This window comes from Jejuibacter sp. L23, from assembly GCF_050815825.1.
GTDB classification, from domain to species: domain Bacteria; phylum Pseudomonadota; class Gammaproteobacteria; order Enterobacterales; family Enterobacteriaceae; genus Jejubacter; species Jejubacter calystegiae.
Genome location: NZ_CP138199.1, coordinates 4,308,476 through 4,322,451 on the forward strand (window position 1 = coordinate 4,308,476; position 13,976 = coordinate 4,322,451).

Consider the following 13,976-nt stretch of genomic DNA (forward strand, 5'->3'; position numbering starts at 1 on the left):
TTTTCGAAAATAAGGGATTGAGTTTACCGGATTTGGCGCGGTTTTTATAGCTCCGTCACGCCGACGGAGCTCCTCTTACAGCGGCCAGAGTTTATCGATCAGCAGCTGTACCGAACGGTTGCCACGGAACTCGTTAACATCAAGTTTATAGGCAAGAATCACTTCGCGCACGCCGTTATCCGGCCAGAGAGCGGTATCGATATTAAAGGCGATACCGTCCAGCAGCGGTCCGCCGCCAACCGGCTCCACCATCACCTTCAGGTGGCGTTCGCCAACGATGCGCTGCTGGAGCAGGCGGAACTGGCCGTCGAACAGCGGTTCCGGGAACATCTGCCCCCAGGGGCCGGCATCCCGCAGCAGCTCTGCCGTCTCAAGCGTCATCTCCTGCGCAGAGAGCGGGCCGTCGCTCCAGACTTCGCCCTGAAGCATCGCCGGGTCTATCCACTCCCCCACCAGCGCAGAGAAGCGCTGGCGGAACTCATCGAAGCGGGCCTCTTCCAGCGACAGGCCCGCCGCCATGGCGTGGCCGCCGAACTTCAGCATCAGCCCGGGGTGCAGGGTATCCAGACGCTCCAGAGCATCGCGCATATGCAGTCCCTGTACCGAACGGCCAGAGCCCTTCAGAGTGCCGTCGCCTGCCGGTGCAAAGGCAATCACCGGGCGGTGGAAGCGCTCTTTGATTCGCGAAGCCAGAATTCCCACCACCCCCTGGTGCCATTCGGAATGATAGAGCGCAAGCCCCGCTGGCAGCGAATCGCAGCTACGGCTCAGGGATTCGCACAGCGTCATGGCCTCGGCCTGCATCCCCTGCTCTATCTCTTTACGGGTCTGGTTCAGCGCGTCCAGCTCGTTAGCCAGTACCCGAGCTTCGCTCAGGTTATCGCACATCAACAGCGCCACGCCGACTGACATATCGTCCAGTCGACCGGCAGCGTTCAAACGCGGCCCCAGGGCAAAGCCCAGGTCGCTGGCATTCAGACGTTTAGGATCGCGGTTCGCCACTTCCAGCAAGGCGCGAATTCCTGGACGACAGTGGCCAGCGCGGATACGGCTCAGCCCCTGCCAGGTCAGAATTCGGTTGTTGGCATCGAGCGGTACCACGTCCGCTACCGTTCCCAGCGCCACCAGATCGAGGAATTCGGCCAGGTTGGGGATCGTGACACCCTGCTGCTCAAACCACGCACTTTCGCGCAGATGGGCTCGCAGCGCCAGCATCAGATAAAAGGCGACCCCAACGCCCGCCAGCGATTTCGACGGGAAGTCGCAATCCGCCAGATTTGGGTTAATGATGGCATCCGCCGCCGGTAGCGTTTCGCCCGGCAGGTGGTGATCGGTCACCACCACCGGTAGCCCCAGTTCGTGGGCCCGGGCCACCCCGGAATGAGAGGAAATACCGTTATCCACGGTCACTATCATCTGCGCACCGCGGGCATGGGCCTGATCCACCACTTCGGGGCTCAGTCCATAACCATCCTCAAAGCGATTCGGCACCAGATAGCTTATCTGTTTGCCGCCAAAAGCGCGTAGTGCAAGAACGCTCAGGGCGGTACTGGTAGCGCCGTCGGCGTCGAAATCGCCCACCACCACGATATGCAGATTATCGATGAGCGCCTGATGCAGCAGTTTTACCGCCTGGGCCATACCGTTAAGCTGCTGCCAGGGCAGCAGCCCTTTGGCGCTACGCTCCAGATCCGCCATACTGTGTACGCCTCGACTGGCATAGAGTCGCTGCAGCAAAGGTGGCACCTGCGCCGGGAATACAACGGTCGTGTCTGGTTCCCGGCGCCGAAGTTGCGTTTGCTGTTCCACCCGTTACTGCCCGCCTGCCGTCAGCTTCTTGTGCTGATCCAGGAAGGCCTTCAGCTCTTTCGGCCCCTGATAGCCCGGAATCAGCGAACCGTCGTTCAGGACCATCGCTGGCGTGCCCTGAACCCCGAACTGAACGCCCAGCGCATAGTGCTGAGTGAGGTCGATATCACAGCTGGCGGCCGCGGCTTTTCCGCCCTTCATCGCGCTATCAAAGGCCTTACGCGGATCGCTGGCGCACCAGATGCTCTTCATATCGCTCTCGGCCTGACTCTGGGGCCCCTGGCGCGGGAAAGCGAGATAGCGCACCGTGATGCCCAGAGCGTTATAGTCGCTCATCTCTTCATGCAGCTTGCGGCAGTAGCCGCAGGTGATATCGGTGAAAACCGTGATAACGTACTGCTCTTTCGGCGCCTTATAGACGATCATCTCTTTGCTCAGGGCGTTCAGCTTGCCCATCAGCAGCTTATTGGTCACGTTGACCGGCTGGCCGCCGCTCACATCATACAGCGGCCCCTGTAGCAGGTGCTTGCCGTCTTCCGTGATATAGAGCGCGCCGCTGTTGGTTAATACGGTTTTCAGACCGGGCACCGGCGCGTCTTTAATCTCTGCCTGCCCCATTCCCAGTTTGCTCAGGGTCTGTTTAATGGCAGCGTCATCAGCGTGGGCGGCGCCAGCAAAGGTAGCGGCCAGCAGCGAAAAGAGTACAAGACCTTTTTTCATCAATAATCCTTTGTCGTGTTGAAGCACTCACGCCCGCGGGTGGTGCTGTTGATGCAGCTGACGCAAACGCTCGGTCGCCACATGAGTATAAATCTGGGTGGTGGAAAGGTCGCTGTGTCCCAGCAACATCTGCACCACGCGTAAATCCGCACCGTGATTGAGCAGGTGGGTGGCAAACGCATGACGTAGTACGTGAGGCGATAGCTTATCACCGTCGATACCGGCCAGCGCGGCATAATGTTTGATTCGGTGCCAGAAAGTCTGGCGCGTCATCTGGCGCCCCCTCTGGCTGGGAAACAATACGTCGCTGGTCTGGCCGTTTAACAGCCAGGGGCGCCCATGGGTCAGATAGTTTTCCAGCCACCACACCGACTCTTCGCCCAGCGGCACCAGCCGTTCCTTATTCCCTTTACCAATCACCCGCACCACCCCCTGACGCAGGCTGACGTCGCTAAGCTGTAGCCCCACCAGTTCAGAAACGCGCAGTCCCGTGGCGTAGAGCAGCTCCAGCATCGCTTTGTCACGCAGCTCCAGAGGCTGCTCCACCAGCGGCGCCTGAAGCAGGCGTTCCACCTGAGCCTCGCTCAAATCTTTGGGCAAACGCTGGGGAAGTTTTGGCGAAGAGAGTAGCGCGCTGGGATCGTCCGGGCGCATTTTTTCGCGATAGAGATACTGGAACAGGCGGCGCAGCGCGCTCAACAGACGGGCGGAACTGGTGGCCTTGTAGCCCCCTTCCACCCGTTCAGCCAGCAGCGCCTGAAGTTCCGGCGCACCGGCGCGCAGCAAATCGCTACCCTGATGATGCAGCCAGCAAACCACCGTTTTCAGGTCGCGGCGATAGGCGCTGAGCGTATTCTCCGCCAGGCTGCGCTCCAGCCAGAGCGCGTCGAGAAACTGTTCAATGCGGGCTAAATCCTGTTCCACTTTTGGCTCTCTTTTATACGCAGACCCGCATTATACCCAAATTTAAGCGCTATGCAGATTCACGCCCAGTCGCCTGAAGGATAAATGCATGCCGCCGGAATCTGATACACTTGCCGCCAGACACGTTGAATAACTGAGTAGTCATCGCTATGAATATCGGCCTCTTTTATGGCTCCAGCACCTGTTATACCGAGATGGCGGCAGAGAAGATCCGCGACATTATCGGCCCGGAACTGGTCACCCTGCATAATCTTAAAGACGACGCCCCGGCGCTGATGGAGCAGTACGATGTATTGATCCTTGGTATTCCCACCTGGGACTTCGGTGAAATTCAGGAGGACTGGGAAGCCGTCTGGGACCAGCTCGATAGCCTGAATTTGCAGGGTAAAATTGTGGCCCTGTATGGCATGGGCGATCAGTTGGGCTACGGGGAATGGTTCCTGGACGCGCTGGGTATGCTACATGACAGGCTGGCCCCCAAAGGGGTGGATTTCATTGGTTACTGGCCGACCGAAGGCTATGAATTTACCAGCCCGAAACCGGTTATCGCTGACGGTCAGCTGTTCGTGGGGCTGGCGCTGGATGAAACCAATCAGTATGACCTGAGCGATGAACGTATTCAGGTATGGTGTGAGCAGATTCTGGGAGAGATGGCGGAACGTCTCGCCTGATGAACGGCGGCGTCAGCCGCAATGCCCGACGCCTGGAATTACTCGCCCTGCAACCGACGGGTACGTAACAGACGGCGCAGATTGCGCCACTCCTCTTCCCGCAAACAATCCGCTGCCAGCCACAGCAGCTGGCGCTTGCGGGTTTCCGGACACTTAAGCCGCAACAGCATGCCGCCAGGCAGCGGCAACGGTCGGCCAGAAAATTCCCAGACCTTACCCTGCCACCTCAGACGGTCATCGTCGAGCAGCGCCAGCTCTCCCTGACAGGCATGGATACGCCGCTGGCTACGCACGCAGTCGAATACCACAAGGGCAATCAGCAGCAGCCAGATGGGCATATAGCTCAAAGGCCAGGGAAGCAGCAGAATGGCGGTCGCGACTATCCCATGCGCCAGCAGAGAGAGCCACTGCGCCTGCCAGGAGACCCGGAGATCACATTGCCACAGGACCACGTTCCTGGTTCCGCTGTTGAATCAACCGTACCATACGCAATAACTCCGCATCCGCGGGCGCACCGTGATTCATCAACCAGTTGAAGAGGTCGGGGTCATCACACTCCAGCAAACGGACGAACAGCTGTTTGTCGGTATCGCTGAGGGTGTCGTATTCGTATTCGAAGAAGGGCATGATGGAGATATCCAGTTCACGCATGCCACGACGGCAAGCCCAGTGGATTCGGGCTTTATTATTGATATCCATACTCTCTTACCTGCTTAACAGACAGTTGGGTGACGGCAGATAGTGTAACTGCTTTTTTGCTATTTCCATTACTGAATGTTGCATCCTGCGCTGAATTTCCGTGAAATATTTTCGCTACTGGCGCATTTTCGCACTACTTTGCGTACCCGGCCGCAGTTTCCTCTCAGGGCACAAATCGCGCTATCAAAGCGCTTGCATTGACAGGCGGCTCTTTTACCATTAGGTGATATTCATCACGAGTCAACTTTGGGACTTTGCTATGGCTTTCAATCCGTTTCCTCCCCGCCAACCCGGGGCCAGCGCGCGTCTGCCCCTTACGCTGATGACCCTTGACGACTGGGGGTTGGTGACTGTTTCCGGCCCGGACAGCGAAAAGTATCTGCAGGGGCAGGTCACTGCTGATATCGCCCTGATGACGGAAAACCAGCACTTACTGGTGGCGCACTGCGATCCCAAGGGCAAAATGTGGAGCAACCTGCGACTGTTCCGCCGCCATGATGGCTTCGCCTTTATTGAGCGCCGCAGCGTGCGTGACGCACAGCTTGCCGCCCTGAAAAAATATGCCGTTTTCTCGAAAGTCACCATCGAAGCAGACGACAACACCGTTCTGCTTGGCGTGGCCGGTTTCCAGGCGCGATCGGCGCTGGCCAACCTGTTCGGCACGCTGCCGGATGCCGATACGCCGCAGGTAAACGATGGGGATACCCAACTGATGTGGCTGCCGTGGCCCGCGGAACGTTTCCTGATCGTCACCGATGCCGCAGGCGCGGAACGGTTAACGGAATCGCTACGCGGTGAAGCCCAGCTCAATAACAGCGACCAGTGGCTGGCGTTGGATATAGAAGGCGGCCTGCCGGTGATCGACAGCGCCAACAGCGAGCAATTTATTCCCCAGGCCACCAACCTACAGGTGATGGGCGGCATCAGCTTTAAAAAAGGGTGCTATACCGGCCAGGAGATGGTGGCTCGTGCTAAATTCCGCGGCGCCAATAAACGCGCGCTGTGGCTGCTGGAAGGTCAGGCCGGGCGGGTGCCGGAATCCGGGGAAAGCATGGAGCTGAAGATGGGCGAAAACTGGCGCCGTACCGGTACCGTACTGGCTGCCGTGCGCCTGGACGACGGTCGACTGCTGGCGCAGGTGGTCATGAACAATGATATGGAAGAGGGAAGCCTGTTCCGGGTTCATGAAGACGAAGGCGGCGAACTGACCATCGCTCCCCTGCCCTATACCCTGGTTGAAGAGTAACGTAACCGCCCCCCGCAAGGGGGGCTGGTATCAGCGGACATAGAGATAAATCGCCAGGAAATGGCAGACGCTACCGCCCAGTACGAAGCCATGCCAGATGGCGTGGTTATAGGGAATACGCCGACAGACGTAAAAGATAACGCCCAGCGAATAGACCAGGCCACCTACCGCCAGTAGCGTCACGCCGCCCACGGATAGCCTGATGGCCAGTTGATAAACCACAATCAGCGACAGCCAGCCCATCACCAGATAGGTGATTACCGACAGTATCTTAAAACGGTGGGCGATAGTGAGCTTGAACAGAATTCCTAACAGCGCCAGGCTCCAGATAACGATCATCAACCCGTGAGCCAGCGGGGAATCCAGTCCCACCAGCAGAAACGGCGTGTAGGTTCCGGCAATCAACAAATAAATAGCGCAATGGTCAAACTTTTTCAGCCAGCGTTTGGCGCGCTCATGAGGTATCGCATGATAGAGTGTGGAAGCAAGAAACAGCAGGATCATGCTGCCGCCGTACAGGCTGTAGCTGGTAATAGCGGTGGCACCGGCGTTGGCATCTACCGCCTGAACCAGCAGCAGTACCAGTCCGACAATGCCGAAGACCAGGCCTATGCCGTGGCTAACGCTGTTGGCGATCTCCTCCGCCAGCGAGTATCCCTGAGCGATCAATGGTTTTCGGGCCATACGAGTTGCGACTCCGCGGGGTTGATGACGAAAAAATCAGCGCCCCCAGCATAACCGCAAATAATTCCAGCGAACAACCGTTAGCTCAAAATAATTGTGTGACTGCCTGTAACTGTCAGCGCTCCGCATCGCGTCAGCCTGCCTTTTCCTTTACAATCAGACCATTGTAGACCCTAACCGGAGACCCCGAAATGACCGCCACCGCCACCCCCGATGCCCTGCACCAGGTTATCGCCTTCCTGATGGAGCTGGATAAGCTCAAACAGGTGGAGCGGCGAACCCGGCTTATCGGCAACAGCCGCCATGAAAACTCCGCCGAACACAGCTGGCATCTGGCGATGGGCGCACTGAGCCTGTACCCGTTCGCGCCGCAGGGGGTCGATATTGGTCGGGTCGTGAAAATGGCGCTGCTTCACGACATCGTGGAGATCGACGTGGGTGACGTACTGGTCTACGATCTGGCAGGCCGCGAAGCGGTGGAAGAGCAGGAAGCCCGGGCCGCCGAACGTCTTTTCGGGTTACTGCCCCAGCCCATGGCGGGCGAGTTTCTGCTGCTCTGGCAGGAATACGAAGCGGGTGAAAGTCTGGATGCCCGCTTTGCTGGCGCTCTGGATCGCGTCCTGCCGGTGTTGCAGAATCTGCATAATGAAGGCCGCAGCTGGCTGGAAAATAATATTGCTCTGGAGCAGGTTATACAGCGTAACGCCCACGTAGCCGACACCCTGCCCGAGCTGTGGCACTATGTGGAAGGCCAGCTTCAGATTGCTCAGCAGAAAGGCTGGCTGCGTTAAAGCCGCCGCAAGAGGAATAGCCACGTGTCGATGTTCACCCATGCCGCCATCGCCAGCCTCAATAACCTGGAGATGACGGTCTACCACTTTGTCATTAAAAATCGCGACAAAGTGATGTACATGACCATTCGCGAGCTGGCGGAAGCGGCAGGGGTTTCCACCACCACGGTGTTACGCTTCTGCCGTAAGCTTAACTGCGATGGCTATTCCGAATTCCGTATTCGCTATAAGCTCTGGCTGGAGCAGAATACGCCACAGCAGGATATTTTCGCCGTGGGTGAAATCACCCGCTATTTTAACAGCATCAATACCGCCGAATTTGATGCCCTGCTCGATCGCGCCGCCGAGATTATTCTTGCTTCTGAGCGCATTATTTTCGTTGGCGTAGGCACTTCTGGCGCCATGGCGAAATATGGCGCCCGCTACTTTTCTAATATGGGGAAATTCAGTAATCATATTGATGACCCTTATTTCCCAATCACCAGCGATATGGCCCGTAATGCGCTGGCTATCGTGCTGTCGGTTTCCGGCGAAACCGAAGAGATTTTGCGCTTCGCCAGCCAGTTCAGCCTGCACCACTGCAAGGTGCTCTCGGTCACCAGCCACGACGGTTCACGACTGGCAAAGCTGGCCGATTTTAATATCTCGTGGCACATCCCCCAGACCCGCCTTGACGGCGGTTATGACATCACCACCCAGATTCCGGTTATCTATATCCTGGAATCGCTTGGCCGCCGACTGGTCAGAAAATAGCGAATAAAAAACAGGGTGTTTTTTATAAGTAACATGTCACCTTTTCTGCTATTTGTTATAGCGTGACTTTTTATTTCTCTTTGCTAGACTCGGCCTCAACAGCAATAATCAGGCTGGTCTATCGCCTTATAATTTAATTATATTTACGGTATCTGAAAGAGAATGACGAATATGAAAAAACTGACCCTTGCGAAAGACTTTCTGTGGGGCGGCGCGGTCGCCGCGCACCAGGTAGAAGGCGGCTGGAACAAAGGCGGAAAGGGGCCGAGCATCTGCGACGTACTGACCGGCGGCGCTCACGGCGTTCCCCGCGAAATCACCCAAACCGTTGAGCCGGGTAAGTACTACCCGAACCACGAAGCCATCGACTTTCACGGTCGCTATCAAGAAGACGTAAAGCTGTTCGCCGAAATGGGGTTTAAGTGCTTTCGCACCTCCATTGCCTGGACCCGCATTTTCCCGAAAGGCGACGAGCAGGAGCCCAATGAAGAGGGCCTGCAGTTCTACGACGATTTATTCGACGAACTGCTGAAATACAATATCGAACCGGTGGTGACCCTTTCCCACTTTGAAATGCCGCTGCACCTGGTACAGCACTACGGCGCCTGGACTAACCGTAAAGTGGTGGATTTCTTCGTGAACTTCGCCCGGGTGGTGTTCGAGCGCTATAAGAACAAAGTGAAGTACTGGATGACCTTTAACGAGATCAATAACCAGCGTAACTGGCGGGCGCCGCTGTTCGGCTACTGCTGTTCCGGCGTGGTCTATACCGAACATGAAAATCCGCAACAGACCATGTACCAGGTGATGCATCACCAGTTTGTCGCCAGCGCCATGGCGGTGAAGATTGGCCACCAGATCAATCCGGAGATGAAAATTGGCTGCATGCTGGCCATGGTGCCGCTCTATCCGTTCTCCTGTAAGCCAGAGGATGTGATGTTCGCCCAGGAGGCCATGCGCGAGCGCTACGTCTTTACCGACGTGCAGATGCGCGGCTACTACCCCTCTTACGTGCTGAATGAATGGCAGCGCCGCGGATTTACTATCCAGATGGAGCCTGGTGACGAGCAGGTACTGCGCGAAGGCTGCTGTGACTATCTGGGCCTCAGCTACTACATGACCAACGCGGTACAGGCGGAAGGCGGCAGCGGCGACGCGCTTTCCGGCTTCCAGGGAAGCGTGCCTAACCCGCACGTTAAGGCCTCCGACTGGGGCTGGCAGATTGACCCGGTGGGCCTGCGCTACGCGCTGTGCGAACTGTGGGAGCGCTATCAGAAGCCGCTGTTCATCGTGGAAAACGGCTTCGGCGCGGTGGATACCCCGGAAGCGGACGGTACCATCAACGACGACTACCGCATCGGCTATCTGCGTGCCCACGTGGAAGAGATGAAAAAGGCCGTGACTTACGACGGCGTGGAGCTGATGGGCTACACCCCCTGGGGCTGTATCGACTGCGTCTCCTTCACCACCGGCCAGTATGATAAGCGCTACGGCTTTATCTATGTGAATAAGCACGACGACGGCAGCGGCGATATGTCCCGCTCCCGTAAAAAGAGCTTTTACTGGTATCAGCAGGTAATCGCCAGCAACGGCGAAATGCTGTAATTCCAGCGCCGCGATATCGCCACATCGAAAGGGATGGATTAGCACAGATAAAGTTTTATCCGCCCCACCCCGATAATGGTGATGACAGGTAGCAGTTTTACCGGTTATCACCATTATTCACTATAAGGAAAATATGATGGATATCGCTCAGGTTGATTCAATGGCGGCTGCTCTCGATCAGATGCAGCTACGCACCGAGATCGGCAATACCGTTCTCAAAAAAGCCATCAATTCACAGTCCGATACCGCGCTCACCCTTCTGGAATCCGCGCCTGCGCTGCCGTCTAATCCGGCAATTGGTCGCAATATTAACGTAACGGCCTAATCAGAACCGGGGCGCCTGCGCCCCGTTGAATGGCAGGAAAGCACTATTTCCCCCCGGCCAGGTCAATAAAACTGCCGGTGACGTAAGAGGCGCGGTCGCTTAACAGCCATGCGATAGCTTCCGCGACCTCCTGCGGTTGACCGCCGCGCTGCATCGGCAGCGATGCCTTAACCCGATCCACACGATCAGGCTCGCCGCCATCGCCATGCATGTCGGTATAGATAAAACCGGGACGCACGCCATTAATCCGAATGCCCTGCCCTGCAACTTCCAGCGACAGGCCGGTGGTCAGGGTATCCATAGCCCCTTTAGAAGCGGCATAGTCGACATACTCCCCGGGGGATCCCAGCCGCGCCGCCGCAGACGAGACGTTAACGATAGCGCCGCCCGCCCCGCCGTGGCGATGGGACATACGCTTTACCGCTTCGCGGCAGCACAGAAAGGTGCCAGTCACGTTGGTCGCCAGCACCCGGTTTATCCGTTCGGCATCCAGCTGTTCAAGCCTTGCCTGCTGGAATAAGATACCGGCATTATTCACCAGCGCGCTGAGCGGTTCACCCGTCTGATCCAGACGTTCAAACATCGCAACCACCTGCTGCTCGTCGGCAATATCGGCCTGTACCGCGAAGGCGCTACCGCCTGCGGCAGCGATCTCCTCAACCACCTGGCTGGCCGCCGCTTCATTACGCAGATAGTTTACCGCCACGCAGTACCCCTGACGGGCCAGCAGCAGTGAGGTGGCCCGCCCAATTCCCCGGCTGGCGCCGGTGACCAGAGCCAGTGTCATAGGTTATTCCTCTGCAGATGTGCGAACATTTCCCCCTCACCCTGGCCCTCTCCCCGAGGGGAGAGGGAACTTTAGATTACTGATATTCGCTGATGGGAACACAGGAACAGAACAGATTACGGTCACCGTAAACGTCATCCAGACGTTTTACCGTCGGCCAGTATTTGTTCTGCTGCCCGGCCGGGAATACCGCCAGTTCACGGCTGTAAGGGTGGTTCCACTCGCTCACCAGCTCCTGCTGAATGTGCGGTGCGTTAACCAGCGGGTTATCCTCCAGCGGCCACTCGCCGTCCGCCACCCGGTCGATTTCGCGACGAATGGTCAGCATGGCGTCGATAAAGCGATCCAGTTCCATTTGGCTTTCCGATTCCGTCGGCTCCACCATCAGGGTGCCCGCCACCGGGAAGGACATGGTCGGCGCATGGAAACCGTAATCGATCAGACGCTTGGCGATATCCATTTCACTGATACCGGTCTGCTCTTTCAGCGGACGAATATCCAGGATGCACTCATGGGCCACCCGATCATCACGCCCGGTATAGAGCACCGGATAAGCCGACTTCAGGCGGCTGGCGATGTAGTTGGCGTTCAGAATCGCCACCTGGCTCGCCTTCTTCAGACCCTGAGCCCCCATCATCCGGATATACATCCAGCTAATGGGCAGGATCGACGCGCTGCCGAACGGCGCGGCGGAAACCGCCCCCTGAGTGGTCAGCGTTCCTTCAATCTGCACCACGCTGTGGCCCGGCACGAACGGTGCCAGATGCGCTTTCACGCCGATGGGGCCCATACCCGGACCGCCGCCGCCGTGCGGAATGCAGAAGGTTTTGTGCAGATTCAGGTGCGAAACATCCGCGCCGATATGGCCCGGGCTGGTGATCCCCACCTGGGCGTTCATATTGGCGCCATCCAGATACACCTGACCGCCAAACTGATGCACTATCTGGCAAACCTCGCGGATCGTCTCTTCATAAACGCCGTGGGTGGAAGGATAGGTCACCATGATGCAGGAAAGCTGCTCCCCCGCCTGTTCCGCCTTCGCCCGCAGATCCGCAAGATCGATATTGCCCTGTTTATCACAGGCCACTACCACCACCTGCATTCCCGCCATTTGGGCCGAGGCCGGGTTGGTGCCGTGGGCGGAGCTCGGGATCAGGCAGATATCGCGCCCGCTTTCGTTGCGGCTGGCATGATAGCGACGAATCGCCAGCAGGCCCGCGTATTCCCCCTGGGCGCCGGAGTTCGGCTGCATGCAAAGCGCATCATAGCCGGTCAGCTTCACCAGCCACTCGGAAAGCTGACCTATCATCAACTGATAGCCTTCCGCCTGCTCCGGCGGGCAGAAAGGATGCAGGCTGGCGAATTCCGGCCAGGTGATGGGGATCATCTCTGCCGCCGCGTTGAGCTTCATGGTGCAGGAGCCCAACGGGATCATCGCCTGGTTAAGGGCCAGATCCTTACGCTCCAGGCTGTGCATGTAGCGCATCATCTCGGTTTCGCTACGGTAACGATTAAAGTTGGGATGCGTCAGGATCTCGTCGTCGCGCAACATAGCCTGCGGCACGGAGCGGCTATCGAGCGCCACCTCTTTATCCAGCGCGTCGATCTCAAGACCATGGTCGTCGCCAGTCAGCACGCTAAGCAGATCGAGAACGTCCTGACGGGTGGTGGTTTCATCCAGGGTAATGCCTACCGCGCCCGGAATATCGCTGCGCAGGTTGATTTCGCGCTGCTCCGCCCGGGCCAGAACGCCCGCCTTATCTGCCACTTCAACGCACAGAGTATCGAACCAGCTCTCGTGGCGCAGCGTTAGCCCTTTCGCCTTCAACCCGGCGGCCAGAATATCGGTGAAGCGGTGGATACGGTTCGCGATGCGCTTCAGCCCCTGCGGGCCGTGCCACACTGCGTAGAAACCGGCGATATTGGCCAGCAGCACCTGTGAAGTACAGATATTGGAGTTCGCCTTTTCGCGGCGGATATGCTGCTCACGGGTCTGCATCGCCATACGCAACGCGGTCTGACCGGATGCATCACGGGATACGCCGATAATGCGTCCTGGCATTGAGCGTTTGAATTCATCGCGGGCGGCGAAGAAGGCCGCATGCGGACCGCCATAGCCCATTGGCACGCCAAAGCGCTGGGCAGAACCAAAGGCGATATCCGCTCCCTGTTTGCCGGGGGCAGTCAGCAGTACCAACGCCATCAGATCGGCGGCGACGCTGACAATAATCTTGCGGCTCTTCAGTTCGGCGATAAGGTCGCCGTAATCGTGGACTTCACCGGTCGTACCTGCCTGCTGGAGCAGTACGCCAAACAAATCCTGGTGTTCGGTCGCGCAGCGGGCTTCGTCAACGATCACCTCAAACCCAAAGGTTTCGGCGCGGGTACGGACCACGTCCAGGGTCTGGGGATGCACGTCTGCCGCTACGAAGAAGCGGTTGGCGCCCTTAAGCTTGCTGGCGCGCTTCGCCATCGCCATGGCTTCAGCGGCGGCGGTCGCTTCATCCAACAGCGAAGCAGAGGCGATATCCAGCCCGGTAAGATCCAGCGTCAGTTGCTGGAAGTTCAGCAGCGCCTCCAGGCGCCCCTGAGAGACTTCCGGCTGATACGGAGTGTAGGCGGTATACCAGCCCGGATTCTCCAGCATGTTGCGCAGAATCACGGGCGGGGTATGCACGGCGGCATAGCCCATACCAATCCAGGATTTAAAGCATTTATTGCGGCGGGCGATAGCTTTTAGCTCCGCCAGCGCGTCGTGTTCGGTGGCCGCACCAGAGGTGTTGGGCGGTTCGGCCAGTTGGATATCCTCTGGCACTATCTGCGCAATCAGCGCATCCAGGGAGTCGGCGCCCACCGCTTCCAGCATCTGCTTCTGCTGTTCGGAGGAAGGGCCAATATGCCTGTCGATAAAGGCTTCGCTGTTTTCAAGCTGGCTTAGGGTCTGATTCATGAGCTGTGCTTC

14 protein-coding genes are annotated in these 13,976 nt (G+C 57.8%); 6 read left to right on the forward strand and 8 right to left on the reverse strand.

Translation table 11 applies throughout. From position 1 onward, the window contains the following. Window positions 1-75 precede the first annotated feature (75 nt). The 3 genes from recJ to xerD are packed head-to-tail and all read right to left on the reverse strand — an operon-like array spanning window position 76 to window position 3,453. Window positions 76-1,809, reverse strand: a complete 1,734-nt coding sequence (gene recJ / locus SCU88_RS20595) for a single-stranded-DNA-specific exonuclease RecJ (protein WP_175341020.1) — start codon at window positions 1,807-1,809, stop codon at window positions 76-78. A gap of 3 nt (window positions 1,810-1,812) precedes the next feature. Continuing rightward, window positions 1,813-2,529 carry a bifunctional protein-disulfide isomerase/oxidoreductase DsbC gene (dsbC, locus tag SCU88_RS20600; protein WP_175341021.1) on the reverse strand — a complete coding sequence of 239 codons (717 nt, stop codon included), beginning with the start codon at window positions 2,527-2,529 and terminating at the stop codon, window positions 1,813-1,815. 27 nt (window positions 2,530-2,556) lie between these two features. Beyond that, window positions 2,557-3,453 (reverse strand): site-specific tyrosine recombinase XerD, encoded by an 897-nt coding sequence (gene xerD, locus SCU88_RS20605; RefSeq protein ID WP_138093372.1) that lies wholly within the window; start codon window positions 3,451-3,453, stop codon window positions 2,557-2,559. Window positions 3,454-3,602: 149 nt separating this feature from the next. On the opposite strand from xerD, the gene fldB reads away from it, so the two are divergent. Beyond that, window positions 3,603-4,124, forward strand: coding sequence for a flavodoxin FldB (gene fldB, locus SCU88_RS20610; protein ID WP_138093375.1), 522 nt, complete (start codon window positions 3,603-3,605; stop codon window positions 4,122-4,124). A gap of 38 nt (window positions 4,125-4,162) precedes the next feature. On the opposite strand, the gene SCU88_RS20615 is transcribed toward fldB, so the two are convergent. Both SCU88_RS20615 and sdhE read right to left on the reverse strand, forming a co-directional pair. Then, window positions 4,163-4,576, reverse strand: coding sequence for a protein YgfX (locus SCU88_RS20615; protein WP_138093378.1), 414 nt, complete (start codon window positions 4,574-4,576; stop codon window positions 4,163-4,165). Next, window positions 4,557-4,823 carry an FAD assembly factor SdhE gene (sdhE, locus tag SCU88_RS20620; protein ID WP_138093381.1) on the reverse strand — a complete coding sequence of 89 codons (267 nt, stop codon included), beginning with the start codon at window positions 4,821-4,823 and terminating at the stop codon, window positions 4,557-4,559. Before sdhE ends, SCU88_RS20615 begins: the two co-directional genes overlap by 20 nt. A gap of 259 nt (window positions 4,824-5,082) precedes the next feature. On the opposite strand from sdhE, the gene ygfZ reads away from it, so the two are divergent. Further along, a complete protein-coding gene (gene ygfZ / locus SCU88_RS20625) occupies window positions 5,083-6,069 on the forward strand; it encodes a tRNA-modifying protein YgfZ (RefSeq protein ID WP_175341022.1) in 987 nt (328 codons plus the stop codon). Between the two features lie 30 nt (window positions 6,070-6,099). On the opposite strand, the gene trhA is transcribed toward ygfZ, so the two are convergent. Then, entirely contained in the window at window positions 6,100-6,753 is a 654-nt protein-coding gene (trhA, locus tag SCU88_RS20630) for a PAQR family membrane homeostasis protein TrhA (RefSeq protein WP_138093387.1), read from the reverse strand. A gap of 191 nt (window positions 6,754-6,944) precedes the next feature. Between trhA and SCU88_RS20635 the strand changes: the two genes are divergently transcribed. The 4 genes from SCU88_RS20635 (at window position 6,945) to SCU88_RS20650 (ending at window position 10,227) form a co-directional block, all read left to right on the forward strand. Next, entirely contained in the window at window positions 6,945-7,544 is a 600-nt protein-coding gene (locus SCU88_RS20635; RefSeq protein ID WP_138093390.1) for an HD domain-containing protein, read from the forward strand. Window positions 7,545-7,574: 30 nt separating this feature from the next. Next, window positions 7,575-8,297: an SIS domain-containing protein gene (locus SCU88_RS20640; protein WP_175341059.1), complete on the forward strand. Its 723-nt coding sequence runs from the start codon at window positions 7,575-7,577 to the stop codon at window positions 8,295-8,297. A gap of 171 nt (window positions 8,298-8,468) precedes the next feature. Further along, complete coding sequence (locus SCU88_RS20645; protein WP_175341023.1) at window positions 8,469-9,902, forward strand: 6-phospho-beta-glucosidase; 1,434 nt, start codon at window positions 8,469-8,471, stop codon at window positions 9,900-9,902. Window positions 9,903-10,035: 133 nt separating this feature from the next. Next, on the forward strand, window positions 10,036-10,227 hold the full coding sequence (locus SCU88_RS20650; RefSeq protein ID WP_431810051.1) for a YjfB family protein: 192 nt from the start codon (window positions 10,036-10,038) through the stop codon (window positions 10,225-10,227). 43 nt (window positions 10,228-10,270) lie between these two features. Here SCU88_RS20650 and SCU88_RS20655 read toward each other — a convergent pair whose 3' ends face one another. Both SCU88_RS20655 and gcvP read right to left on the reverse strand, forming a co-directional pair. After that, on the reverse strand, window positions 10,271-11,014 hold the full coding sequence (locus tag SCU88_RS20655) for an SDR family oxidoreductase (protein ID WP_175341024.1): 744 nt from the start codon (window positions 11,012-11,014) through the stop codon (window positions 10,271-10,273). Window positions 11,015-11,090: 76 nt separating this feature from the next. Further along, window positions 11,091-13,964 carry an aminomethyl-transferring glycine dehydrogenase gene (gene gcvP / locus SCU88_RS20660; protein ID WP_175341025.1) on the reverse strand — a complete coding sequence of 958 codons (2,874 nt, stop codon included), beginning with the start codon at window positions 13,962-13,964 and terminating at the stop codon, window positions 11,091-11,093. Window positions 13,965-13,976 lie beyond the last annotated feature (12 nt).

Excerpts from the sequence above, each read along its gene's own strand:
- ygfZ (WP_175341022.1), top strand. The coding sequence starts at position 5,083 with ATGGCTTTCAATCCGTTTCCTCCCCGCCAACCCGGGGCCAGCGCGCGT.
- SCU88_RS20655 (WP_175341024.1), bottom strand. The coding sequence starts at position 11,014 with ATGACACTGGCTCTGGTCACCGGCGCCAGCCGGGGAATTGGGCGGGCC.
- SCU88_RS20650 (WP_431810051.1), top strand. The coding sequence starts at position 10,036 with ATGATGGATATCGCTCAGGTTGATTCAATGGCGGCTGCTCTCGATCAG.
- sdhE (WP_138093381.1), bottom strand. The coding sequence starts at position 4,823 with ATGGATATCAATAATAAAGCCCGAATCCACTGGGCTTGCCGTCGTGGC.
- dsbC (WP_175341021.1), bottom strand. The coding sequence starts at position 2,529 with ATGAAAAAAGGTCTTGTACTCTTTTCGCTGCTGGCCGCTACCTTTGCT.
- SCU88_RS20635 (WP_138093390.1), top strand. The coding sequence starts at position 6,945 with ATGACCGCCACCGCCACCCCCGATGCCCTGCACCAGGTTATCGCCTTC.
- trhA (WP_138093387.1), bottom strand. The coding sequence starts at position 6,753 with ATGGCCCGAAAACCATTGATCGCTCAGGGATACTCGCTGGCGGAGGAG.
- SCU88_RS20645 (WP_175341023.1), top strand. The coding sequence starts at position 8,469 with ATGAAAAAACTGACCCTTGCGAAAGACTTTCTGTGGGGCGGCGCGGTC.
- fldB (WP_138093375.1), top strand. The coding sequence starts at position 3,603 with ATGAATATCGGCCTCTTTTATGGCTCCAGCACCTGTTATACCGAGATG.
- SCU88_RS20640 (WP_175341059.1), top strand. The coding sequence starts at position 7,575 with ATGTTCACCCATGCCGCCATCGCCAGCCTCAATAACCTGGAGATGACG.
- gcvP (WP_175341025.1), bottom strand. The coding sequence starts at position 13,964 with ATGAATCAGACCCTAAGCCAGCTTGAAAACAGCGAAGCCTTTATCGAC.